Origin of the sequence: Aestuariibacter sp. A3R04, assembly GCF_018860805.1 — a bacterium.
GTDB lineage: Bacteria > Pseudomonadota > Gammaproteobacteria > Enterobacterales > Alteromonadaceae > Alteromonas.
The window spans coordinates 214648-238465 of sequence record NZ_JAHKQR010000016.1 but is presented as its reverse complement, the minus strand read 5'-3'; the positions used below and the strand labels follow the sequence as shown (position 1 = coordinate 238465).

Genomic DNA, 23818 nt, shown 5'->3' with positions numbered 1-23818 from the left:
AACATTGGAGCGTTAACACATGTTTATCAAAACCCGGCCACACGTACTGGCTGCTACTATTGCCATTGCGATGGGCTGCGCCCAGCCCGTGGCAGCCCAAGAGCGCTACTCGATTTCTCAGCAGTCTCTGATTGATGCTGTACCCGTGCTGTCTGAAAAATACGACCGGGTAATTGTGTTGCCTGAAGGTGTCGATAAAAACCTGATGGTTCGCAAGGTAACAGACTCTGACAGTTTGGTGGAAGCCCTTAATGCAGCATTACAGGGGAGCCGGTACGAAGCAACTGAAGGTGCAAGCGGTGCTATCGTCATCATAAAAAAGCCTGCGCCGGCCAAGCTACAACAACACCAGGCCGCTGTAGAACAAAATGAAGATGAATATCTTGAAGAAGTCGTGGTGGTAGGCTCTTACATTCAAGGAGCGAACATTGCCGGTACCTTGCCTATTTCCACCATTAGCAGTGAAGATATCGCAGCATTTGGTGCCACAGATGGCGCTGAACTATTGCGCATGCTACCACAGTCTGGCGACATCGAGTTCAACGAAACTAATTTCTCTGGTGGTGTGAATACGGTTCGCGGTGATATCGCGTCGGTAAATTTACGCTCTGTAGGCACGGGCAATACATTAATGCTCATCAACGGGCGTCGTATGGCGGTTCACCCAGGGTGGCAAAATAGTAATTCTGTGCCTGTAGTTACCTATAACGCGAATACTATTCCTACCGCAGGTGTTTCAAGGCTTGAAGTCATGCGTGACGGCGCCTCGGCGTTATACGGCGCAGATGCCGTTGCTGGCGTGATAAACACGGTGATGATTGATGATTACGAAGGTACCCGGGCAACCTTGCGCTACGGAACAGAAACCACACTGGGCCGAAAGGATGTCAATTTTACCATTGGTAGCGGAAGCGAGTTCGCTGACGGTAAGGGTTATGTGTCGGTGTATGGCGGTTACAGCCACCGAAATGCAGTACCTGCTTCCGAATACAAATATGCAGTGGCGAATCGTACCCCCTTTCTGGAAGGCACAGCTTTTGAAGGCAATAATGCATTTGATAACCGCACCTCCATTGGCGGGCACGGGTATTTTGACAAAGTGGAGTCAGGTGTTATCACGTTAGATGACGGAACGGTGTTAACCAATTCATCGGGCCGATTTCACGTTCAACCTACCACCAACTCCGGGTGCCTGGCGAATGTGAGTAGCGACATTTGTATTGATAATGGTTATTGGAGCTACGGTAACGACAACGCCATGTACCACGATCTCGAACAAGAGCGTGACCTGTTTTCAGAGCGACACAGAGCAAACCTTTTTTCGGTTGTTACCTATGACTTCGGCCCTGGCTTGCAATTATACGGAGAGTTAGGTGCGTATTTTGCTGAGACAAAGCGAAGAGGGGACTCTGCACGCATATTAACTGATCAGTACATCACCATTTCAAAAGATGCGTACTGGAATCCGTTTGGCAGAACGACGTTAAGCGATGGCAGTGTGAACCCAAATCGCATCGCCAATACCACCAATATTGCCGCCGGGGGGTTAGATTTAGTACTGCGCTCTTACCGTGTTACTGATACTGAAATTCCGCGCCAAGCCACCATTACCAATGAAACATACCGCGCCCTAATTGGGTTAAACGGACAATGGGGTAACTGGGATTTCGACACAGCGGCGATGTACTCTACTGCCATTAGCCGGGATAAAACCACCTATGCCGTGTCGGTAAGCAAGCTGCAAGATGCTATTAACCAAACCACGCCTGATGCGTACAACCCTTTTTGCGGGGCATGTAATTCGCCAGAGGTTGTCTCTGCCATTTACGATGATTTAGACAAAAAAGGTGATACAGAACTCGCGTTGGTCGATTTTAAATTGTCGAATAACGAGCTATTTAGCCTACCTGGCGGTAACGTTGGCTTTGCCTCGGGTATTGAGTTCCGTTATGAAAGCTTTAGCGACGACCGGGATGTGCGTTTGGATGGCACAGAACCTTATGTTGATGCTATTTCCGGTGCGGTACACCAAAGTAATTCGTTAGGCGACAGCCCTACCAACGATTTATCCGGCGATCACACTGTGTTGTCGGCGTTCGCTGAATTGGCCGTACCTTTAGTATCGCCTCAGCAAGCGGTGCCGTTAGTACAAGCGATAGATTTACAGGCCGCTACCCGCTTTGAACATTTTTCTGATTTTGGTAGCGTCGTGGTTCCACGTATCGCTATGTCCTGGGCGTTGAACGACGTTTTCATGGTGCGCGCGAGTTGGTCTAAAGGCTTCCGAGCGCCAAACCTTGTGCAAACCAACGCCAGTGCAGTACAGCGTCAGGCTTCCACCGTTGATTACGCCAGATGTGAAGCCATGCTACAAAAGGGCATCATTGAAGGTAACTACACCAACTGTAAAGGTGACCAGGTTGCCATTATTCGCGAATCGTCCGAACTGGAATCAGAAACCTCCTACAACCGGGGTTTAGGGTTAGTCATCACGCCTGCAGCCATACAGAACTTAACCTTTGCCATCGATTATTGGGAAGTCGTGCAGCGAGATGTGGTTGGTGTGTTGGGCGCAGGGAATCAATCTGCGTTAGATCAGCTTTATTTGCGAAGTGGTTCGCAAAACGAAAACGTGGTGCGTGCAGCGCCGACAGAAGAAGATTTCGCGTTGTTTGAAGGTACCGATATTACCCCGGTGGGTGAAATACTGCGTATTTACGACCCGTACATGAACTTAAACCAGCGTAAATCCAGTGGTATAGACTATACCGCCCAATATATTAATAAAGGTGAATTTGGTAAGTTTACCTATAACTTCTCTGCCGCCCACCTAAAAGGGGTGGAATCATTCCCTGGCAACGAGTCGCAGGTACTCATTAATGCTGGTTTGCCGGTGAGTTCGCTGGGTCAGTTAGTTGGCGTGAATGGGCGTCCTGAATGGAAAGCCAACGCGTCTGTGAAATGGAATATAGGCAACTGGACCAGCGCACTTTTCTGGGAGTACGTGGGCAATTTTGAAGAATCAAGCGCTAAAATTTCCGTGGACGGTATTGACCAACGCTGGAAAATTGATGCCTGGCAACAAGTTAACGCTTATGTCAGCCATAAGTTCAAAAAAGACACTTTCAAGGGGCTAAGAGTCACCATGGGCGTAAAAAACCTGTTCGACAAATACCCACCTTTAGCTGATGAAAGCTTCGGTACATTTGGTCGTGTACACAGCATTTCCGGTCGCTACTTATACACCAAATTAACCTACGATTTCTAATCAGCAAGCCCTCTGACGCTACAGCGCGTCAGAGGGCTTTGCTTTTAGGTTACTCAGGAACCATTACGATGAATTCTATTACACGTCGACACTTCCTGGCCGGTGCTTCTGCTTCTGTATTGGCCGCGGCCGCTCATAGTCAGAATCTACCTAATCAGGCTTTTCAGTTATTTGCTCACGGGGTTGCCAGTGGCGACCCCACCCATAGTAGCGTCATTATATGGACGCGGTTGTCTGTATTTAGCGCGGCTCAGGTACAGTGGCAGGTGGCGTTAGATAAAACGTTTACGCACATTGTAAAATCAGGGGCAAAGCTAGCCCGGGCCGATTCAGACTTTACCGTTAAGGTAGACGTAACAGGCTTAAAACCGGGGCAAACTTACTTTTACCGCTTCGGTTTTGAGAATGTTTATTCGTCAGTCGGGAGAACCAGAACACTTAGTGAAAGCGGGTTAGATCAGCTTTCATTTGCCATTGTATCCTGCTCAAATTTTCCGTTTGGGTACTTCAACGCTTACGAGCACATTGCCAACGACAATAACATCGACTTTGTGCTGCACTTGGGCGATTTTATGTATGAGTACAGCCGAAGTAGTTGGGGAAGCGCTACGGGAAAGCTGTTAAACCGACAGCATTTACCTGCCAATGAAACGGTTACGCTGGCAGACTACCGTACTCGTCATGCGCAGTATAAAACCGACGAAGGTTCTAAGCTGATGCATGCTGCTCACCCGCTTATTCCTACATGGGATGATCACGAGTCAACCAATAACCCGTACCTGCACGGTGCTCAGAATCATCAGCAAGATGAAGGCGATTGGTACGTTCGCCGTGATGCATCGTTACAGGCCTACTATGAGTGGATGCCAATACGCGACCCTAAAGAAGTGAGTGACAGGGCCAGGTTGTGGAGGCATTTTCAATTTGGCAACCTGGCGAGTTTAATTACTCTTGAAACTCGGCACACAGGCAGAACCGAGCAAGTTAGTTATGACCAACACTTGCCCGCTATAACAAGTGAAGCCAAGCGCAATAAGTTCGTCGAAACGCAATTATACAATGCCAACCAGCGTATGCTGCACCCGGAAATGGAAGCATTTTTAAGCACTCATCTAGCGCAATCGGTTAAGAACAACGAGCCTTGGCGACTTATTGGCAATCAGATCCCCATGGCGAAAATCAACATGCCGGATATCTCAAATCATGTGAATGTCAATCACCCTGCCTTTTCAAAGAAGACCAAGGCGAAAGTGGCGAAAGCTCAGGAATTAGGAAGATGGAAACTACCCATATCTTTAGACACCTGGAATGGTTATGCCGCTGCGCGAGAACGGTTTTACGAAACGTGTTTAGAGTCCAATGCTAACGACCTGCTTGTATTCACCGGTGATAGCCACTGTTTTTGGGCGAATCAATTGCATGCTCAAAGCGGTAAGAATTTGGGGTTCGAAATTGGCACAACCAGCGTAACATCGCCGGGCAGTTTTTCATATTTTGGCGAGTATGCGCGGGTCTTCGATGGGCTATTGAGCGCACAAAACCCGGAAGTGTTGTGGGCCGATTGCGAACACAGAGGTTATGTGAAAACCACGTTAACCTCAACACACGCTATGTTTGATTACATTGCCATGCGCACGGTTCTCAAGCGCTCAACCGACAGCTTCGTGCAAAAAAGCATGACCGTTAAGCGCACAGATCAAGGGCTGACGCTATCCAAACCCAGGTAGCCAGTCGTGCCATACCGGGTCGAGATGTTGCCGCTGCATGGCTTGAATCACATCTTCTACCGAGCGCGTATCTTCCGTGGCAAATTGTTCCAAGGCTTCAGTCGGCGCGCTGTAGCCGCCGGGTTGGGTTTGCGATGCCGCAGAAATGGTGTTGATGGCAATAGGCACCACGTTGTCTCTGAAGTGACTGCTTTCCCGGGTGGATAGCGTAAGTTCCACCTCTGGTTGAAACAGCCGGTATGCACAAATAAGTTGTACCAACTGCTTATCGGTAATGGCATTTACCGGTGCTATGCCGCCACCCGTGCAGGGGCGAATGCGGGGGAACGCAACGGAAAACCGGCTTTGCCAGTATTGCTGCTGCAACAGTTGAAGGTGTAAGGCGGTGAAGGCACTGTCGGTGCGCCAGTCAGACAACCCGAGCAGGGCACCCAGACCTATTTTGTTTATGCCTGCTTGCCCTAAGCGCTCCGGGGTGTGCAATCGCCAGTGAAAATCGGCTTTTTTGCCGCGCAGATGATACTGGCCATAGCGTGCGGCGTGATATGTCTCCTGATACACCAGTACGGTGTTTACGCCCCACTGTTTAAGCTGTCGATAATCCTGTTCACTGAGCGGTTGTACTTCCATGGCCACAGCACTGAAATGAGGTGTGATTACTGGCAGTACCTCTTCGAAATACGCCATACCGGCTTTGGTTTCATGTTCACCGGTGACCAGTAACACCGAATCAAACCCCATGGCTTTAATCGCCTGTACTTCTCGTTGTATCTCTTCGAGGTTTAAACGCGTGCGTTTAATACGGTTGCTCATGGTAAACCCACAATACGTGCATTCATTGGCGCACAGGTTCGACAAATACAGCGGCACGAATAGCGAGACTGTATTGCCAAATCGATGACGAGTAAGGGTTTGGGCGCGCTGGGCCATAGTGGCAACACAAGGTTCCGCAGCAGGCGAAATGAGTGCCAGAAAGTCTTCCCAGTTCAGAGCTGATTTAGCCAGCGCAGCTTGTACGTCTGCCCGGGTTTTTCCGTACAGCGATAATGTTACATCGTCCCACTGGTAGCGCATTAATGTGTTGGCGATGGTCATTCGAGTGTGTCCAAAAACGTGGTGAACGGGCTGCTTGCCACTGCGTGTCGCTGGCGGCTGGCCGTGCCCGCAAGATAGGCTTGTCTTCCACATTCCACGGCTTTGGCAAAGGCTACCGCCATGTCTGTCGGATGCCGGGCGGTGGCAATGGCGGTGTTAACCAGCACGCCATCTGCGCCCAGCTCCATGGCGGCACAGGCGTCGCTGGGGCTGCCAATTCCCGCATCGACAATAACGGGGACGTTCGCCTGTTCAACAATAATATTCAGGAAATCACGTGTTCTCAGGCCTCTGTTTGAGCCAATGGGCGCTCCCAAAGGCATAACCGCAGCGCAACCCGCTTCTTCCAGCCGCTTGCACAGAACTGGGTCGGCGCTGCAGTATGGCAGTACGTTGAAGCCTTCTTTTACCAGTGTTTCGGCGGCCTTCAGGGTTTCAACGGGGTCTGGCAGTAAATAGCGCTGATCGGGGTGGATCTCCAGTTTCAGCCAAGGCGTTTGCAGTAGCTCTCTGGCCAGATTGGCAGCGTATATGGCCTCTTCGGCGTTGGCCGCGCCGGCGGTATTTGGGAGCAGCGTTATGTCCATGGCCTGCAGATACGCCAGGGTTGGGTCCTGATTGGTATCTTTGATGTTCAGCCGCTTTAGCGCCAGCGTAACAATTTGGCTGTTACTGGCAGAGATAGCGTCGCGCATCTGTTCGGGGGATGCGAACTTGCCTGTGCCGGTAAGCAAATGTGAGCGAAACGACGTATTCGCTAAATTGAGCATGGTTTATCCTCCTGCAACCAGGGTGAAAGCGGCAATGTGGTCGTTTTCCGATAAGGCAAATTCTGCCCACTGAGAGCGAGGAACAATGGTGTTATTTACCGCTACAGCCAGCTTGCTATTGCTTTGCGTGAGTTCTTTCACCATCGCTTCCAGGCTGCATTCTTCAGGTACGGCAACCGGGTCGTCATTAAAATATACTTGCATGTTAGTCTCCACACACAGGGCAGGCCGGATCGCGTGCCAAGGTAAATTGTTGCAATGTAAAAAACGTGCCATCGAAAAGACTTAACTGACCCCAGTTAACCGGCGCCACCCCGGTAAGCAAATTCAGTGTAAGCATGGCTTGCAGTTGTCCGGCTATTGCTACCACAGGGCTGTAAATACCTTGGTCGATACAGGATTGTGTATCGTTTACGGCGTCTTCAAGACACTGATAACAGCCGGTTTTTAGCCAGGGTTGTAAAGCCACTACCGAAGCAATAAACCCACTGGCCGCAGCGGTAATCAGCGGTGTGTGGTACCGGTATGCCAAACGGTTGATATAGAATCGCGCTGTCTGATTGTCGGTGCAATCAACCAGTACATTGCATGTGTGCAAGTGCTCACTTATGCTTTTTTCGTCATTAATAAAAGGCACAGATACCACCTCACAATGAGGGTTAAGCGCCGTCAGTCGGTGGGCGGCGGCCTCAATTTTAGGTTGGCCTACCTCAGCGCTACCGAAAAGCCATTGTCGGGGAAGGTTGCTAACCGCTACGTCGTCGTTGTCAACCAGCACAAGTTTTCCCACGCCGGCGCCAGCCAGTGCCATACTTACCTGGTTGCCAAGTCCGCCTATACCAAAAATGATCACGGTGGCGCGCTTTAGTTGTTGCTGCGCATGGTCGTCAAAAGGTTCAAGCAGCAAATGCCGGCTATACCGGCTGAATTCCTCTTTCGTTAACATGGTTCACTCGCAGTCACAGGTAAAATAGGTGACTGGCAAGGCAAGGATGCGACCGCTGCGTCTGTTTGTTGGCCCTGCTGAATACGCTGCTGGAATTGCCTGACAACATCTGTAGGTGCATGACTGTTGGTGATGGCCGTCACAACGGCTACGCTGCTTACTTTCGCCCCCAGTACTTCGTCGAGATTGTGCAGTTTTATACCGCCAATAGCGACCGTTGGCGTGTTACCGCATAACGCTGTGTACTTGGCCAAACGAACGGGGCCCTGTGGTGACGACGGCATGTTTTTGGTTTGCGTTGGGTACACATGACCAAGTGCAATGTATGACGGACGTAGCGTAAGGCCGCGGCAAAGTTCTGCGTAGCCGTGAGTGGACACACCCAAACGCAATCCTGCACTGGCAATGCGATGTAAATTGGCATGATTCAAATCGCTCTGTCCTAAGTGCACGCCATATGCGCCGTGCTCAATAGCCTGCTCCCAATGGTCATTGATAAACAATTGCGTGGCGTAATTTTTAGCCAGTGCCACGGCTTGTTTTATCGCCGAGTAGATGTTTTGCACAGAGTGTTCACTGCGTTTTAATCGCAATTGAATAATGCGTATGCCTAACGGCAGCAGACGGGCGAGCCATTCCACACTGTCAACTACCGGATATAACCCCGGGGAGGAGTAATCCAGTGGAGGAAATGCGGGTAGGTCTGAAACGTCGGTAAAGTCGCGGTACACCCTGGGGTAATAGCTGTGGCTGTGGGGAACGGCAACAGAGGTGGCGGCACCAATGGCGTCATCAATTTTCATGGCGTGTTCGAAGGCGTATGCGATGACCGCTTCGGCCTGACACACGGCATCTTCAGGGTCGTAACCGGTGGCGAGGCCACTTGCTATGGCTGTGGCCAACAGGCAGCCGGAGCCACGAAGGCTGAAGCTCGCCTTTTGTTGGTGAGTAAAATGCCATGTCGATTCAGCGTAATAAAGAGTATCGGTAACGGTACGATTCTGTTGATGCCCTCCTTTTACCAGCACATACTGGCATCCGTATGCCAATAAGTTGTGTGCAGCAATTAACTGGGATTTGTTGGTGTTGACCGGCAAACCGGTAATGGTGCCAAGCTCATTAATATTGGGCGTAAGCACGGTAACGTGGGGTAAGAGTGCGGCTGCGGTATCAGGGGTTAGTATGCCCAGAGGCACGTCGCTGGAAGTGGTTTGGACTGGGTCCCACACTACGGGAATAGTGGGGTGCACCTTTAGTTTATCAACCACCACTGCAACTTGTTCTGCGTTTGCCAGCGCACCAATTTTAATGGCCCGGGGGGAGGCCAGTGAAAACGCTGCGTCCAACTGTTCTGCAAAAAGCGAGGTCGCGACAGGCATTACTTCGGTGGTTTTTGTATGGCTTTGTGATGACACCAGGGTAGTGGCCACCGCAGCGTGCAGGCCATATGCCTGCACGCCACGAGTGTCCTGAACAAGGCCAGCGCCACCGCTGCTGTCTATGCCACCAATTAATAGTACGAAGGGAATCATGGTTTATTCCTGGGTTTCTGCGGCATCAACGTATAATTGGCCGCCGGTGGCAGAAAACTTCGCGGCCATATCGGCCATGCCTTTTTGCTGCTCGGCGGCGTGATCGCGCACTTCCTGGGAAATTTTCATCGAGCAAAACTTCGGCCCGCACATACTGCAAAAGTGCGCAACCTTGTTGGCCGCTTGGGGTAACGTCTCGTCGTGATAAGCTCGGGCGGTGTATGGATCTAACGCCAAATTAAACTGGTCTTCCCAACGGAATTCAAAGCGGGCCTTCGACATAGCGTTGTCGCGAATTTGCGCCCCCGGATGCCCTTTGGCTAAATCGGCCGCGTGAGCGGCAATTTTGTACGTGATAAGCCCCTGTTTAACATCGTCTTTGTCGGGCAGTCCCAAGTGTTCTTTGGGTGTGACGTAGCACAGCATGGCACAGCCGTACCAGCCAATCATGGCCGCTCCAATGCCTGATGTGAAATGGTCGTATCCCGGAGCGATATCTGTGGTAAGCGGGCCAAGCGTATAGAAAGGCGCTTCGTGGCAGTGTTCAAGCTGCTCTTCCATGTTCTCTTTGATAAGGTGCATGGGCACGTGGCCCGGGCCTTCTATCATCACCTGAACGTCGTATTCCCAGGCAATTTTAGTCAGTTCGCCCAAAGTGCGAAGTTCTGCAAACTGGGCTTCGTCGTTGGCGTCCGCCACCGAACCGGGACGCAAACCGTCGCCAAGGGATAAGCTCACATCGTAAGCCGCGCATATTTCGCAAATATCCCGGAAGTGGCGATATAAGAAACTTTCCTGATGGTGGTACAAACACCACTTCGCCATAATCGCACCGCCGCGAGACACAATGCCCGTGACCCGGTTTGCCGTCATTGGCACGAAGGGCAAACGCACACCCGCATGAATGGTGAAGTAATCAACCCCTTGTTCGGCCTGCTCAATGAGGGTGTCGCGGAACACCTGCCAATCGAGATCTTCTGCAACGCCGTTTACCTTTTCCAGCGCTTGATAAATGGGCACAGTACCAATGGGAACAGGGCTGTTGCGCAGCAGCCATTCCCGGGTTTCGTGGATATTGCGCCCGGTAGACAGATCCATCACGGTGTCGGCTCCCCAGCGCGTTGCCCATACCAGTTTTTCCACTTCTTCTTCTATGGATGAGGTCACTGCGGAGTTACCGATGTTAGCATTCACTTTCACCAGAAAGTTACGCCCAATAATCATGGGCTCGGCTTCAGGGTGGTTAATATTGGCTGGAATTATGGCCCGGCCCGCGGCGACTTCCTGCCTGACAAATTCCGGCGTAATGGCGTCGGGTATGTGCGCGCCGAAACTTTGCCCTGGGTGTTGCCGGGTGAGATGAGGCTCGGTAATAGTGGCTCTGCCCATGTTTTCACGTATGGCTATATATTCCATTTCCGGCGTGATAATGCCCTGACGGGCATAGTGAAGCTGGGTTACTGCTTTGCCTGCTTTGGCTTTGCGCATACAGGGCTTTGCTTTAAAGCGAATGTTTTCGGTGGTGATGTCGGCATCGCGGGCTTGGGTGTAGGCCGATTCCGAGTGGGCGACTGGCTGAGTATCCTGGCGTGCTGCAATCCACTTATCGCGCACCAATGGTATGCCTTGGGTAACGTCTACATCGACACTGGGGTCGCCGAATACACCAGCGGCATCGTATACGGGAATGGGCGGGTTGACTTCGGTTTCACCACTGCTCAAAGCGGTTGGGGTTTGCTCAATCATACGCATGGGTACGCGTATGTCTGGTTGGCTGCCAATTTCGTAATGGCGGTATGAACCAGGGAATACCTGCCCCTTTAGTGAAGCAATAAATTCCTGGGCCTGTTCGCGTTTTTGGCGTCGTGTTGACATAGCATAAATTCCTTAATTTTAGGGAGTAAATGCTTGTCAGGAGTGAACACAAGGGGGCAACATGCACAGAGGAGACGGACGTCTGCCAAAACGGTGATGGTGATGTTGCTTTCTTGTTCCCTTCGCAGGTATTAGCCTGATCAGGTTCTACGGATCCCGCAATGCGGTCTCAGCTTGTTTTCAAGGAAGAAAACGAAGCACTCCGACAAGTTCTGTTAATTACTATAAGCCGGGGGGCCACCAAATAGCAACCCCCGAATTTTTACTCTGCAGCGAACCCGCGTTTGTAAAGTGACAGGGCTTGGGCATCGTTATGACGACGCTCGCTAATTTCAGCCAGTGCCATAAGATCGCGTTGGTTTTCCTGCAATTTAACGGCTTTTAGCAGCACTTTCTCAGCTAAAGCGTCATCTCCGGCATTGAAAGCTACATGGCCTAAAGTAGAGTAAAGGGCTGGGTTTTCACTGTCTTGCTTAATCCACTTTTCCAATAGCGCAATGGCAGCGGTAGGGTTTGGCATGCTGATTTGCGCCATCAGAGGCAGCAAAACAGCGTGAGGGCCTTTTTTCTGCCACTCGACGAGGCACGCCTCGGCGTCTTTGTGCATGCCTTGTTCCAGTAACTGCTGCGCATACGCGGCGCGATAGGCATCGTCGTTACGCATTTTGCGGGGGAGCTTCTGCCAGTACTGGCGCAGGGCGTTTGCCCCCTGTTTACTCGCAATTTCCGCGAACTTCCCTTTGGCTACTGTTTGTGCCCAGGTTACGTAATCTTCTTTTAGCGGTTTGCGCCACTGGGGCAATTGTTCCTGTAGGGTTTGCCACTGACCAAGTTCTCCCATCGCCCGGGCTTTAAGGCGAATAACCTGTGGGTGTTGAGCGGCTTTTTCATCGAGCTCGTTGAGTCTGTCGAGGGCGCGCTGCTGCTTGCCCTGAGCGAGATCGTTGCGGGCCAATACAATACACGCCGCAACTTTGGCGTTGTCGTATTCCGCCGCCCGTTCCAGCAGCAGGGCTACCCGATCAGGCTCGTTCAGAGCATGTGCTACCTGTGCAGCAGCAAGGTAATTTACGCCGTCAAAATCGCCATCGGTGGTGTCCTGAAAGGCTTTTTTAGCGCCTTCTAAATCGCCTTCCGCCAAGGCGTGAAAGCCGCGATAGAATTTGCGTTGACGTTTGCGCCGGCTCAAGCCGCCAAACCAGTTTCTCGAACCTGATACCAGACCAAACAGCCGGGAAATGAATCGCCACAAAATCCAACTGCCGATGCCCACCACCAACAGGGAAATGCACAGACTGACCACCGTCATTTCTATGTTTACGGTGCCCATGGAAATAAGTACGTAGCCTTTATCACCCACTACCTGAGGCGCAATTAACATTGCTGCCAGCAGGGCAACAATTAGCAAAATGGCATAAATCAGACGCTTCATAATGCCTCCGCGCCGTTTCCAAATGCGCCGTTTACGCGCTGTTCAAGCAGGCGTTGCAGCGGTGCCATGGCCTCCAGTGACGAAGGCAAGGCTTCTTCCACATTGGTATCCAGTAGGGTCTCCAGTGCCGACACTGTGCCTTGCACTTTGGGCGAGTCTGCGTCGAACCTGGTGTTCAGCAATGCAATAGCATTGTTTAGCGACTGTGAAAACAGGGCGTTTTTCCCGTCCATAACGGCCGACTGAGCCTGCATAATTTGCAGCTTGAATTGCTCTTTGTACAACCATTCTTCCTGAGAGGTCATCATGGGCTCAACAGGAGCATCGGTGCGTCGTACTGAGATAAAGTCGTTAACGATAGATCGCCAGACCTGCGCCAGGTTCGATTGCCAATCGTCAACGGAATTCGTCAGAGCGGCTTTTTCTGCTTCGTCTCGCGGACGAACAAAAGTGTTGAGGGGCAGGTCGTCAGCTTTGTTGAGCATGCCCGACAAGGTTAACGCCAGTTTTACCCTGTCTACCGAATTGGCCTGACGCAAGGTTTGAATGTCTTCTGCAATAAGACCTCGTATTGGAATAACGGAGGGGTCTGATAATTCTTTTAAGCGGTCATCTGCATTTTGTAACAGCAAAATAGCGGTGTCTGTGTCTTTTTCTAACCACACTTTGCGGCCGGCCATACGCACCAGGTAATCAGCTTCGGCAATAAGCCAGTCTGAAGGCCTGCGGCCTTCCATATCATTGAGCTGGGACAATAATTGTTCGGTTTGCAGCTGCATGGACTCAGCTTTGCTGGTGAGATTACTCACCGTTTCAGCCAGTTTTTGTTTGCTTGCTTCAAGGGCAATAAGCTGTTGCTGCAGGGCGTTGTTGTCGGCGGCTAACGAAGCCAAAGCGGCTTGTTGCCTGGCTTGCTCCGCTGCCACGACGGCGGTGGTATCGCCCTTTTTCCAAACGAACCAGTAACCGGCGGCAGCGGTGCCTGTGGCAATGAGCAGAGTAATGATAACCACAAACCACAGTAGTCCGCGGGAACGGGGTTTCGCTGATTTATCCCCGCGTTGCTTTTTGTCGCTGACGAAGGCAGAAGCAGCAGGTTCGTCGGCGGCGGGTTTACCCTGCGCAACCAGTTCCTGATCCGTTTGTTTATTTTCGTTGTCAGCCATGTATTACTCCCAATTGTCCTTTATCCACGCGATAAGCGCGATGTCACTGGCATTATCGCACACAGCGATACTGCCTACCCCCTCCGCGCGAAGCTTTTCAGCAATTCGGTTGCTGACAGTTAGCCACGGGCGTTCACAGAGAGCCTGTTTATCATAGATGCGAAACAGCTGTTCAGCCATTTCACCACTGGTAGCCACTATGCCTGTAATTACCGGCCACTGCCAATTCTCCGTTTGTATAGGGTGAACAAGGGGTTTGCGCGAATAAAACAAATATTCTTCCACCTTGTGACCGCTTGCTCGCAGGGTGTCTGGTAGAGTGGTTCGACCACCTTCACCCTTAATAATAACGATTTGTTGACAATTTGCACCATCGAGTTGCGGTAAAGCGAGCAAACCTTCGGAATTTTGTTGCTCCGGCACAATGACATTCACGCCGGCCTGACGCAAAATATCAGCAGTAGAAGTGCCTACGGCAAGCCACTGGGTTTCGGATCGAAAATACGCCTCAGAGGTAATTTTTGCGGCGGCAAAGGTGCTGGTAACAATGGCGACGTCTGGAGCAGAATGACCAAACCGGGTCTCGCACTGCTGTATTTGTCGTTGGTTAAAGGCAATAGTAAGTGGTGCCACGCCGGTAGTGCGAATGCCTGCCCGTCTGAAGGCCATTACACTGGCCTCCAGCTTTTGTTCAGGGCGGGTAATGAGCAGCATGTTACTTTTTAAGCGCCTGCAAGATCTCGCCTGCACCTTGTGCCAGTAGCGCATCAGCGACTTCCACACCCAGTTCACGGGCGCGCGCTTTGTGCCCGGTGGCCGAGGCGTACAGCAAGGTGGTGCCGTCCACACTGCCAACCATACCGGTAAGGGTCAGGGTCGTGCTGTCGAGGGTAGCGAAACTGCCAATGGGCACTTGACAGCCGCCTTCGAGGCGAGTGTTCATGGCCCGCTCGGCGGTCACTCTGTCTGCGGTTGTCTCGTCGTTAAGTGCCGTGAGCAATGCGATGAGTTCGTGGTCGTCGTTGCGGCATTCTACACCCACCGCGCCCTGGCCAACCGCGGGTAAAGACAATTCCGGCGGCAGCTGTTGTGCAATGCGATCTTGCAGCCCTAAGCGAATTAACCCTGCCGCCGCGAGAATAATGGCGTCGTATTCTGCGTGGTCGAGCCTGGCGAGCCGGGTGTTTACATTGCCACGGAGATCTTTAATCACAAGATCCGGGCGATGTTTTCGTATCTGGCACTGACGGCGCAAGCTTGAGGTACCCACTACTGCGCCTTCGGGCAGGGCGTCGATACTGTCAAAGCGATTGGAAACAAATGCGTCGAAGGGGTTTTCCCGCGGGCATATGGCATGTAAGCCAAATCCTTCGGGGAAGTCCACTGGTACGTCTTTCATGCTGTGAACGGCAATGTCTGCACGACCTTCGAGCATGGCCACTTCCAGTTCTTTTATGAATAACCCTTTGCCACCGATTTTTGCCAGGGGGGTATCGAGAATTTTATCGCCCTGGGTGCTCATGGGAACCAATTCAACGCTTAGGTGAGGGTGCGCTTCAAGAAGGCGCGCTTTAACGTATTCTGCCTGCCATAGCGCCAGTGCGCTTTTTCGGGTGGCGATACGCACGACAGAGCGTGCAGCGGCGTGTTGCGTCATAATTTATCCTGCATCAGAATGATGCTCTGGATTGTAACCAAAGTTGGCCCACCAGTACCAGCGCGGGCAACGACCTGGATCAACAAATCACCGTTATTTTAGCACGGCTTGTAGCCAGGCACTGATGTCGTTCACTTCTTCCATACAAACGCTGTGCTCCATCGGGTAAGCAGACCAGGTTGGCTGATAGCCATTTTCACGCAGTGCGTCGAAAGCGATTTTGCCCAGTTGCACGGGAACGACGTTGTCGTGGGTGCCGTGAGCCATCATAACAGGCGTCGATTTGTTTGCCTCGCTCGCTTCTTTTGCCAGTGAGCCCGGCGCGCACATGTAGGTGGAAAGCGCCATAATGCCGGCGAGTTTCTCGCCAAAGCGGGTACCTAAGTGCAGGGCTATCACACCGCCTTGCGAAAAACCCGCCAGCACGATTTTGTCGTAGGCAAAACCTGCTGCGTGCTGTTTCTCTAACAACGCCTGTATCATATCGGCAGATTCCATGACGCCTTGTGCATCGGCGCGATGGTTAAAATCCATTGATTTTATATCGTACCAGGCGCGCATGCGCATGCCACCGTTAATGGTAACAGGGCGTTCCGGCGCGTGGGGAAACAGAAATTTCACCGGAAGTGAGGCTGGTAATTTTAGCTCTGGCACAATAGGGGCGAAGCCATGGCCGGAATCGCCAAGGCCGTGCATCCAGATTACGCACGCCTGAGGATTTTCACCGGTGTTCACTTCGACAAAGGGGAGTTGTGTATCAGTCATAGAGGGCAGTCTGCTCTGGTTGTGTTCAAAACGGGCTAGTGGTGCATTTCGCGATGACGCTTTTGTCAGGGCTATGCTACCATTGTCTTCTGATATCACCACATCATGTTGATAAAAAGCAAGAATATGGCTTCCTTACTGGGTAATTTATTTATTTTGGCTGCGCCCTCTGGCGCGGGTAAATCCAGCCTTATCAAAGCATTGCTGGAAAAATACGAAAATGAAAGCTCACGCCCTATGCAAGTATCGGTGTCGCATACCACCCGGGCGCCCCGCCCCGGCGAGGTGGATGGCGTGCATTACCATTTTGTGAGTCGCGCTGAGTTTGAAGCGCTGATCGAACAAGGTGTATTTTTTGAATACGCTGAAGTATTTGGCAATTATTACGGCACCTCTCGGGTGACAATAGAACAAACGTTGCATTTGGGCACGGATGTCTTTTTAGATATTGACTGGCAGGGAGCGCGACAAGTGAAGGCGCAGATGCCCGATACCTGTGGTATTTTCATTTTGCCTCCGTCAACAGACGTGCTGCGACAGCGGCTCACAAACCGTGGCCAGGACAGTGAAGAGGTCATCGATGGGCGCATGCGCGAAGCCGTGTCAGAAATGTCTCATTATCACGAATTTGACTACGTGCTGGTAAACGACGATTTTTCCACTGCGCTTTTAGAACTCGAAGCCATTGTGTGTGCCCAGCGCCTGCGGCTGGTGAAACAGCAACTTCGTCACCGGGATTTACTAAAAGATCTGGTTGATCAGGCATAGATCCGTTTTTTGCGGTGGTTGCTGCAAAAGCGAACAAAATACTATGACTATTAAGGCTTGTGTTATATACTACGCGGCCATTTTTGAGTTTTTCGCTTTATAGATTTTTTCGGAGAGATACATGGCCCGCGTAACCGTAGAAGACGCCGTAGATAAAGTTGGTAACCGCTTTGACCTGGTATTGGTTGCAGCACGTCGTGCCCGCCAACTGGCAACCGGAGGCAGAGAAGCACAGGTTGATGTGCAAAACGACAAGCCTACGGTAACCGCATTGCGCGAAATAGAAGAAGGTCTGGTTACAGCCGATACTCTGGATCAGGATCGCATGCGGGATCAGGAAAGACAGGAAAGTGCTGATTTTTCTTCCGTGGTTAATATTCTGTCTGACCAGTAAGCCTTTAGTGCATTAAGACATCACAGACAGACGCCAGCGGATCTTTCTTTAGATCGCTGGCGTTTTAGCATTGGCTTTCCCTATAATTCTCATTATTCTGTTCCTATTGGTATTATTTCGCAGGAAACTAAGTAGCACGTGTATTTATTCGAGGGGCTAAAGCAGAAAATTTCAGAGTACTTGTCACCTGAACGCGTTCAGTTGGTTCAGGACAGCTTCGTTTTAGCCCACGAAGCCCACGATGGCCAAATGCGCTCCAGTGGCGACCCGTACATTACACATCCCGTTGCGGTGGCAGGGATCCTCGCAGATATGCACATGGATCACGAAACCCTGATGGCCGCGCTGCTACACGATGTTATTGAAGATACCCATTACAGTCAGGAAGATCTCGCCGAAGCATTTGGCGATACGGTGGCAGAGCTGGTAGAGGGCGTTAGTAAGCTGGATAAAATTGCCTTTAGCAGCAAACAGGAAGCCCAGGCAGAAAATTTTCGCAAAATGATGATGGCCATGGTGCAGGACATTCGCGTCATTCTCATTAAACTGGCTGACAGAACCCACAATATGCGCACCCTTGGCTCGTTGCGGCCGGATAAACGACGGCGCATTGCCCGGGAAACCCTGGAAATTTACGCCCCTATAGCCCATCGGCTAGGTATTCACGATATTAAAAACGAGTTGGAAGATCTCGGCTTTCAGGCTATGTACCCCATGCGACACCGGGCGTTAAAGTCGGCGGTAAAACAAGCCCGGGGCAATCGCAAAGAAATCATCGAAAATATCCGTCGGGAACTGGCCACAAGGCTGAATGAATACCGCATAGACGCGGCTGTATTGGGCCGCGAAAAACACCTCTATTCCATCTACCGAAAAATGAAAAACAAAGAACTTATGTTCAACGAGGTAATGGATATTTATGCGTTTCGCATTGTGGTGGACTCGCTGGACAACTGCTACCGGTCATTGGGGGCAATGCACAGCCTGTACAAGCCCATTGAAACCCGATTCAAAGATTATATCGCCATCCCGCGTACCAACGGCTATCAGTCGTTACATACCTCGTTAGTGGGTCCTCACGGTATTCCCGTGGAAGTACAAATTCGCACCACTGCTATGGATCAAATGGCGGATAAAGGCGTGGCCGCCCACTGGCTGTACAAAGAACCTGGCGACAGTGATACTACAGCACAGCTTAGGGCGCGCAAGTGGATGCAGTCGCTACTTGAACTACAACAAAGTGCGAGCTCCAGTTTTGAATTTATCGAGTCGGTAAAAACGGATCTTTTCCCCGAAGAAATCTATGTGTTCACCCCTGATGGCCGCATTATCGAGCTACCTGTAGGGGCAACCGCAGTGGATTTCGCCTATGCGGTCCACTCGGATATAGGTAATACCTGTGTGGGAGTGCGCGTGGAACGGCGCAATTACAGCCTCAGTAAACCCCTCGAAAACGGCCAGACGGTAGAAGTTATTACGTCTCCAAAAGCCAAGCCCAATGCCAATTGGTTGAACTTCGTGGTAAGTGCCAGAGCCCGTACGCGCATTCGTCAGTATCTGCGCAAACAGCACTCCCGCGAAGCGGTGAACATGGGCAACCGTCTGTTGCGCCATGCGCTAGGCGCAGTAAAACTCGACGATATCGCTCAGGAAGACATCGACCGCGTGGTTGCAGAAACCAAACACGATTCTTTTGAAGCTCTGCTGACCGACATAGGTTTGGGCAATGAGCTGAGCGCCATTGTAGCCCGCCGCCTGTTGGGTGAATCTGCAGAATTGCCAGAGAAAAAGGGCAACGTCGCGGTGGCTATTCGCGGTACCGAAGGCTTGCTGGTAAATTACTCTAGATGCTGTCATCCCATCCCCGATGATGAGATAGTTGCGGTACTGAGCCCGGGCCGGGGAATGACCATACACCAAACAGGTTGTAACAATATTCGCAAGCTCACCAAAGAAGAGCCTCAGCGTGTTTTACCGATGCAGTGGGACGATTCGCCGCAAGGTGAGTTTAAAGCATCATTGCGTATTGAACTGTACAACCATCAGGGTACACTGGCGAACCTAACAAACATGATTTCCAGCTGTGAGTCCAATATTATTGGGCTTCAAACAGAAGAAAAAGAGAGCAACATTTACTTTATCGACATTGAGTTGACCACTTACAACCGCGTGCATCTTGCACGGGTGATGAAAAAGATCAGAACCATGTCTGAAGTACAGCGCGTCTCACGTCACAGTAAATCAAGACACTAATTCATAAACAGGATCGAAAATGGCTAAATCAATTATTCAAACCGACAAGGCTCCCCAGGCTATCGGAACTTACAGCCAGGCAGTAAAAGCAGGCACCACCGTGTATCTTTCTGGTCAAATTCCGCTGAATCCGGAAACGATGGAAATGGTATCTGACGATTTTGCAGAACAAGCTAAACAGGTATTTGAAAATGTTAAAGCCGTTTGTGAAGCCGCTGGCGGCACCATGAACGACTTGGTAAAAGTGAATATCTTTCTGCCGGATTTGTCTAATTTTGCTACCGTAAATGAGATCATGGCCCAGTATTTCAACAAGCCTTACCCCGCGCGCGCTGCCATTGGTGTTAGAGCATTGCCAAAAGATTCTCAGATAGAAATTGACGGTGTAATGGAATTACCGGAGTAAGTCATTACTCTCTCTATGAGGCTCGACTTCCGGGCCTCATATTCTCTCCTGTTTATCTGCTTAACAGGCGCCTTTACACCTTTCCCTTGATGTGTTTTTCCTCCCACAGAGCCAAAATATCAGTTTTATGCGTTGAATCACGATAAGCTAAGAAAGTATTTGGTCATCACCTCGGTCTGTGTAGATTCAATTAACAAGGAGATAGGTATGCGTTATTTGGTTTTACTTGCCGTATTGTTCACGACAACCGTGTTTGCCAAACCCGGGCCTGCGCCTTCAGCAGAAGAAGTGCGGCCGTTACTCGAAGGCATGACTGTGCCCGATGCGGTGGTATCCGACACCGAAGGCTCACCATTTAGCCTTAAAGCGATGCTAATGCAGAAGCCGTCAATCGTGTTGTTCTATCGCGGCGGCTGGTGTCCTTACTGCAACCGTCAGCTTGCCGGGCTAAAAGACATTGAAAAACCGCTGACCGATTTGGGTTATCAAATTATCGCCATCTCGCCCCAGTCCCTGGACGAACTTGCTTCCCAGGAACTGAAAACCGAGTTTGCGGCGACGCTACTTTCTGACCACAAGCTCAACGCTCTTAATGCCTTTGGCATTAGCTATTACGTCGATGAAGAAACCGCGACGCGCTACAAAGGGCATAACATTGCGCTGGCTATGGATGCATCCGGTAAGCCAGTATTACCGGCGCCGGCGCTGTTTATTGTGGACAAAGCCGGCACCGTTCAATTGAGCTACGTGAATCCGGATTACCGTGTGCGCCCCTCTGCTGCGCTTATTCTGGCCGCGGCAGAAGCATTAGCAGAGTAAATGCAGGGTAGTTTGGGCCGGAAGTCAGCATCCTGTACGCCTGGCCCCTCGCCAAGTGGGAGTGAATGGCTTACACTGCAGCTATTCACTTTTATTTTGTTTTAACGATCATGCAGTCACTTGCTCAAACACCCATCACCACCCTTAAAGGCGTGGGCGCAAAGGTGGCTGAGAAGTTAGCGAAAATCGGTCTTCACACTATTCAGGACGTGTTGTTTCATTTGCCGTCCCGCTATGAAGATCGCACGCAAATTTATCCCATCGATACCTGTAAACCCTTTACCCATGTGAGTATTCAGGGTGAAGTCAAAACAGCGGATATTCAATACGGCAAGAAACGCATGCTGGTGGTGAAAGTGTCTGATGGCACGGGTACTATGAGTTTGCGGTTCTTTCATTTTGGAGCCGTGCAACGCACCATGCTATCGCCAGGCAATCAAGTAAAGTGTTTCGGTGAAATTCGCACTGGAAAATGGGGGCTGGAAATGATGCACCCGGAGTTTTCCCTGGTGGATGAAAACGCCGGGGAAACCGAAGACACGCTTACCCCGGTTTATCCAACTACCGAGGGTGTGAAACAACTTACCCTGCGCTCATTGACAGAACAGGCGTTGGCGTTGCTCGACAAGGGGGCGCTCGCCGATTTGCTTCCCGAAGGCATGTACGAGCATCAGTTGCCGTTGGCAGATGCCTTAAAACTGGTGCACAGACCGCCACCGGATGTGTCGTTGGTAAGCCTGGAAGAAGGTCAGCACCCTGCACAAAAGCGACTCATTTTAGAAGAGCTGCTGGCCCATCATTTAAGTGTGTTAAAAGTGCGTCAACAAGCTCAGGCTCAGCCGGGTATAGCTCTGGCGGTGAATCAGGAGCTAATCAATAGATTGTTGGCCAACCTGCCATTTTCCCCCACTGGTGCTCAGCAAAGGGTGGTGCAGGATATACAAAAAGATATGGCCATGAACCGACCAATGATGCGCTTGGTACAGGGTGATGTTGGTTCGGGAAAAACGCTGGTGGCCGCACTGGCAGCGTTGTCTGCCATTGGGGCGGGATACCAGGTGGCACTGATGGCACCCACGGAGCTGTTGGCCGAACAACACGCCAATAACTTCTGTAATTGGCTGGCACCTTTGAATATTGAAGTGGGCTGGCTTGCCGGCAAGCTCAAAGGGAAGGCCAGAGAGGCGGTGCTGACGCGGCTGGCTAATGGCGACATTCAAATGCTGGTGGGTACCCATGCCATTTTCCAGGAACAGGTTGTCTATCAACAGCTGGCACTGGTTATCGTAGACGAACAACACAGATTTGGTGTTCATCAACGACTGGCGCTGCGGGAAAAAGGTGAGCAACAGGGGCGCTTTCCCCATCAGCTAATTATGACCGCGACTCCCATTCCCCGTACATTGGCTATGACGGCATACGCCGATTTAGACACCTCAGTCATAGACGAACTTCCTCCGGGGCGCTCACCAGTAACTACCGTGGTGCTGCCTGATACCCGTCGCGGTGATGTTATCGCCCGGGTTTACGATGCCTGCCATACCCAGGGCCGACAGGCATACTGGGTGTGTATACTTATCGATGAATCTGAAGTATTGCAGTGCCAGGCCGCAGAAGATGCCGCGGTGACCTTGCGAACCGCCTTGCCTGACTTACGTGTCGGGCTGGTACATGGGCGCTTAAAAGCCAGTGAAAAACAAGGGGTAATGGATGCCTTCAAGCAAGGCGAGCTAGACTTACTGGTGGCGACCACGGTGATTGAAGTGGGCGTAGATGTGCCTAACGCCAGTATTATGATTATTGAAAACCCAGAAAGGCTCGGTTTGGCCCAGCTTCACCAACTAAGGGGGCGCGTTGGTCGTGGTGCAGTGGAAAGTCAGTGTGTACTTATGTACTCCGGACCTCTTTCTAAAACAGCCACGCAAAGGCTGGCTGTATTAAGAGAGTCAAATGACGGGTTTTATATTGCGCAAAAAGATTTGGAAATTCGCGGCCCCGGAGAACTCATGGGTACCAAGCAAACCGGTGTGGCAGAATTGCGTATCGCCGATTTAATGCGTGATGCGCCGTTAGTGCCTCAGGTACAACACATTGCAGAACGCCTGTGGCACGATTATCCCAGTCACGCTCAGGCTATTATTAACCGATGGATTGGCTTTAAGGAGCAATATGGCAACGCCTGATATTCCGGTTATCATTCCCGCCAACGGTGACAATGCAGAAATGGAATTGCTGTGTGCTGTGGCTGATAAATGGCAGTTTCCCATTCAAGAAGCCCCCACAGAAGGGCTCGCTATTACCGCAGAAAATGGCAAGGTCGCGGTGAGAGATTTCGCTGTACCTAAACAGCAGGGCGTGTATGTGGATTTTCTCTCTGGCAGCAGTCAGTATCGTCAACAACACGGAGGTGGAAAAAAAGAGCCCATTGCAAAAGCGGTTGGCTTAAAAGGTAAAGATGGTCTAAAAATACTGGATGCAACCCCTGGGTTGGGGCGCGATGCCTTTGTATTGGTAGCACTGGGGTGCGAGGTTACGCTGGTGGAGCGCTCAGCTGTGGTGGCCGCATTACTGGAAGATGGCATCAGGCGTCTGGCCAACGCTTCTGCGGATTTGGCCGCGCGTATGCTACTGGTTCACGGTAACAGTATTGAGCAAATGAAAGCAGGCGATCTTGCGGTTGATGTGGTGTATCTTGACCCCATGTTTCCACACAAGCGAAAATCAGCTTTGGTAAAAAAGGAAATGCGCTTGTTTCAGCATCTGTTAGGAGCCGATACTGATGCTGATGAATTACTTGCACCAGCCCGGGCCGTTGCCAGTCAGCGTGTTGTGGTAAAGCGGCCGGCTTATGCAGAACCATTGGCTTCGGTCGCGCCGTCAATGGCCATAACCAGTAAGAAACATCGATTTGATGTGTATATAACACCTAATCAATAGGAGAACAG

Annotated in this window: 20 protein-coding genes and 1 riboswitch; of the genes, 9 read left to right on the top strand and 11 right to left on the bottom strand. The window is 51.2% G+C overall.

From position 1 onward, the window contains the following. Nucleotides 1-19: 19 nt before the first annotated feature. Nucleotides 20-3268 carry a TonB-dependent receptor domain-containing protein gene (locus KO518_RS18110; RefSeq protein WP_216027262.1) on the top strand — a complete coding sequence of 1083 codons (3249 nt, stop codon included), beginning with the start codon at nucleotides 20-22 and terminating at the stop codon, nucleotides 3266-3268. A gap of 68 nt (nucleotides 3269-3336) precedes the next feature. Then, complete coding sequence (locus KO518_RS18105) at nucleotides 3337-4995, top strand: alkaline phosphatase (RefSeq protein WP_216027261.1); 1659 nt, start codon at nucleotides 3337-3339, stop codon at nucleotides 4993-4995. On the opposite strand, the gene thiH is transcribed toward KO518_RS18105, so the two are convergent. From thiH to KO518_RS18050, 11 genes are all read right to left on the bottom strand, one after another. After that, complete coding sequence (gene thiH / locus KO518_RS18100; protein ID WP_216027260.1) at nucleotides 4978-6090, bottom strand: 2-iminoacetate synthase ThiH; 1113 nt, start codon at nucleotides 6088-6090, stop codon at nucleotides 4978-4980. The genes KO518_RS18105 and thiH overlap by 18 nt on opposite strands. Continuing rightward, complete coding sequence (locus tag KO518_RS18095) at nucleotides 6087-6860, bottom strand: thiazole synthase (protein ID WP_216027259.1); 774 nt, start codon at nucleotides 6858-6860, stop codon at nucleotides 6087-6089. The genes thiH and KO518_RS18095 overlap by 4 nt, the downstream gene beginning before the upstream one ends. 3 nt (nucleotides 6861-6863) lie before the next feature. Next, nucleotides 6864-7064, bottom strand: a complete 201-nt coding sequence (gene thiS / locus KO518_RS18090) for a sulfur carrier protein ThiS (protein WP_216027258.1) — start codon at nucleotides 7062-7064, stop codon at nucleotides 6864-6866. A 1-nt stretch (nucleotide 7065) separates the two neighbouring features. Next, nucleotides 7066-7806: a HesA/MoeB/ThiF family protein gene (locus KO518_RS18085; protein ID WP_216027257.1), complete on the bottom strand. Its 741-nt coding sequence runs from the start codon at nucleotides 7804-7806 to the stop codon at nucleotides 7066-7068. Further along, on the bottom strand, nucleotides 7800-9338 hold the full coding sequence (thiE, locus tag KO518_RS18080; protein WP_216027256.1) for a thiamine phosphate synthase: 1539 nt from the start codon (nucleotides 9336-9338) through the stop codon (nucleotides 7800-7802). Before thiE ends, KO518_RS18085 begins: the two co-directional genes overlap by 7 nt. Before the next feature lie 3 nt (nucleotides 9339-9341). Beyond that, a complete protein-coding gene (thiC, locus tag KO518_RS18075; protein ID WP_216027255.1) occupies nucleotides 9342-11213 on the bottom strand; it encodes a phosphomethylpyrimidine synthase ThiC in 1872 nt (623 codons plus the stop codon). Nucleotides 11214-11313: 100 nt separating this feature from the next. Then, nucleotides 11314-11428: riboswitch (TPP riboswitch) on the bottom strand. 47 nt (nucleotides 11429-11475) lie between these two features. Further along, entirely contained in the window at nucleotides 11476-12645 is a 1170-nt protein-coding gene (locus KO518_RS18070) for a heme biosynthesis HemY N-terminal domain-containing protein (RefSeq protein ID WP_216027254.1), read from the bottom strand. Further along, complete coding sequence (locus KO518_RS18065; RefSeq protein ID WP_216027253.1) at nucleotides 12642-13811, bottom strand: uroporphyrinogen-III C-methyltransferase; 1170 nt, start codon at nucleotides 13809-13811, stop codon at nucleotides 12642-12644. Before KO518_RS18065 ends, KO518_RS18070 begins: the two co-directional genes overlap by 4 nt. A gap of 3 nt (nucleotides 13812-13814) precedes the next feature. Beyond that, complete coding sequence (locus KO518_RS18060; RefSeq protein ID WP_216027252.1) at nucleotides 13815-14525, bottom strand: uroporphyrinogen-III synthase; 711 nt, start codon at nucleotides 14523-14525, stop codon at nucleotides 13815-13817. Nucleotide 14526: 1 nt separating this feature from the next. Beyond that, nucleotides 14527-15468, bottom strand: coding sequence for a hydroxymethylbilane synthase (hemC, locus tag KO518_RS18055; protein ID WP_216027251.1), 942 nt, complete (start codon nucleotides 15466-15468; stop codon nucleotides 14527-14529). 93 nt (nucleotides 15469-15561) lie between these two features. Beyond that, nucleotides 15562-16233 (bottom strand): alpha/beta hydrolase, encoded by a 672-nt coding sequence (locus KO518_RS18050; RefSeq protein ID WP_216027412.1) that lies wholly within the window; start codon nucleotides 16231-16233, stop codon nucleotides 15562-15564. A 126-nt stretch (nucleotides 16234-16359) separates the two neighbouring features. Here KO518_RS18050 and gmk point away from each other — a divergent pair, with 126 nt between their 5' ends. The 7 genes from gmk to KO518_RS18015 all read left to right on the top strand — a co-directional run bounded on the left by gmk (nucleotide 16360) and on the right by KO518_RS18015 (nucleotide 23810). Beyond that, nucleotides 16360-17001, top strand: a complete 642-nt coding sequence (gene gmk / locus KO518_RS18045; RefSeq protein ID WP_216027250.1) for a guanylate kinase — start codon at nucleotides 16360-16362, stop codon at nucleotides 16999-17001. Nucleotides 17002-17122: 121 nt separating this feature from the next. After that, complete coding sequence (gene rpoZ / locus KO518_RS18040; RefSeq protein ID WP_216027249.1) at nucleotides 17123-17395, top strand: DNA-directed RNA polymerase subunit omega; 273 nt, start codon at nucleotides 17123-17125, stop codon at nucleotides 17393-17395. A 138-nt stretch (nucleotides 17396-17533) separates the two neighbouring features. Then, a complete protein-coding gene (gene spoT, locus KO518_RS18035; RefSeq protein ID WP_216027248.1) occupies nucleotides 17534-19648 on the top strand; it encodes a bifunctional GTP diphosphokinase/guanosine-3',5'-bis pyrophosphate 3'-pyrophosphohydrolase in 2115 nt (704 codons plus the stop codon). A gap of 19 nt (nucleotides 19649-19667) precedes the next feature. After that, complete coding sequence (locus KO518_RS18030; RefSeq protein ID WP_216027247.1) at nucleotides 19668-20054, top strand: RidA family protein; 387 nt, start codon at nucleotides 19668-19670, stop codon at nucleotides 20052-20054. A 207-nt stretch (nucleotides 20055-20261) separates the two neighbouring features. Beyond that, complete coding sequence (locus KO518_RS18025) at nucleotides 20262-20873, top strand: peroxiredoxin-like family protein (RefSeq protein ID WP_216027246.1); 612 nt, start codon at nucleotides 20262-20264, stop codon at nucleotides 20871-20873. A gap of 110 nt (nucleotides 20874-20983) precedes the next feature. Next, the gene (recG, locus tag KO518_RS18020) at nucleotides 20984-23056 is read left to right on the top strand and encodes an ATP-dependent DNA helicase RecG (protein ID WP_216027411.1); all 2073 of its coding nucleotides are present in this window, start codon (nucleotides 20984-20986) and stop codon (nucleotides 23054-23056) included. Further along, the gene (locus KO518_RS18015) at nucleotides 23043-23810 is read left to right on the top strand and encodes a class I SAM-dependent methyltransferase (RefSeq protein WP_216027245.1); all 768 of its coding nucleotides are present in this window, start codon (nucleotides 23043-23045) and stop codon (nucleotides 23808-23810) included. Before recG ends, KO518_RS18015 begins: the two co-directional genes overlap by 14 nt. The last annotated feature ends 8 nt before the right edge of the window (nucleotides 23811-23818 follow it).

What these genes read in the sequence shown, in the direction of transcription:
- KO518_RS18030 (WP_216027247.1), top strand. Translation starts at nt 19,668, where the DNA reads ATGGCTAAATCAATTATTCAAACCGACAAGGCTCCCCAGGCTATCGGA.
- gmk (WP_216027250.1), top strand. Translation starts at nt 16,360, where the DNA reads ATGGCTTCCTTACTGGGTAATTTATTTATTTTGGCTGCGCCCTCTGGC.
- KO518_RS18070 (WP_216027254.1), bottom strand. Translation starts at nt 12,645, where the DNA reads ATGAAGCGTCTGATTTATGCCATTTTGCTAATTGTTGCCCTGCTGGCA.
- thiS (WP_216027258.1), bottom strand. Translation starts at nt 7,064, where the DNA reads ATGCAAGTATATTTTAATGACGACCCGGTTGCCGTACCTGAAGAATGC.
- KO518_RS18095 (WP_216027259.1), bottom strand. Translation starts at nt 6,860, where the DNA reads ATGCTCAATTTAGCGAATACGTCGTTTCGCTCACATTTGCTTACCGGC.
- rpoZ (WP_216027249.1), top strand. Translation starts at nt 17,123, where the DNA reads ATGGCCCGCGTAACCGTAGAAGACGCCGTAGATAAAGTTGGTAACCGC.
- thiH (WP_216027260.1), bottom strand. Translation starts at nt 6,090, where the DNA reads ATGACCATCGCCAACACATTAATGCGCTACCAGTGGGACGATGTAACA.
- KO518_RS18105 (WP_216027261.1), top strand. Translation starts at nt 3,337, where the DNA reads ATGAATTCTATTACACGTCGACACTTCCTGGCCGGTGCTTCTGCTTCT.
- KO518_RS18060 (WP_216027252.1), bottom strand. Translation starts at nt 14,525, where the DNA reads ATGCTGCTCATTACCCGCCCTGAACAAAAGCTGGAGGCCAGTGTAATG.
- hemC (WP_216027251.1), bottom strand. Translation starts at nt 15,468, where the DNA reads ATGACGCAACACGCCGCTGCACGCTCTGTCGTGCGTATCGCCACCCGA.
- KO518_RS18050 (WP_216027412.1), bottom strand. Translation starts at nt 16,233, where the DNA reads ATGACTGATACACAACTCCCCTTTGTCGAAGTGAACACCGGTGAAAAT.
- KO518_RS18025 (WP_216027246.1), top strand. Translation starts at nt 20,262, where the DNA reads ATGCGTTATTTGGTTTTACTTGCCGTATTGTTCACGACAACCGTGTTT.
- KO518_RS18015 (WP_216027245.1), top strand. Translation starts at nt 23,043, where the DNA reads ATGGCAACGCCTGATATTCCGGTTATCATTCCCGCCAACGGTGACAAT.
- recG (WP_216027411.1), top strand. Translation starts at nt 20,984, where the DNA reads ATGCAGTCACTTGCTCAAACACCCATCACCACCCTTAAAGGCGTGGGC.
- thiE (WP_216027256.1), bottom strand. Translation starts at nt 9,338, where the DNA reads ATGATTCCCTTCGTACTATTAATTGGTGGCATAGACAGCAGCGGTGGC.
- thiC (WP_216027255.1), bottom strand. Translation starts at nt 11,213, where the DNA reads ATGTCAACACGACGCCAAAAACGCGAACAGGCCCAGGAATTTATTGCT.
- KO518_RS18085 (WP_216027257.1), bottom strand. Translation starts at nt 7,806, where the DNA reads ATGTTAACGAAAGAGGAATTCAGCCGGTATAGCCGGCATTTGCTGCTT.
- KO518_RS18065 (WP_216027253.1), bottom strand. Translation starts at nt 13,811, where the DNA reads ATGGCTGACAACGAAAATAAACAAACGGATCAGGAACTGGTTGCGCAG.
- KO518_RS18110 (WP_216027262.1), top strand. Translation starts at nt 20, where the DNA reads ATGTTTATCAAAACCCGGCCACACGTACTGGCTGCTACTATTGCCATT.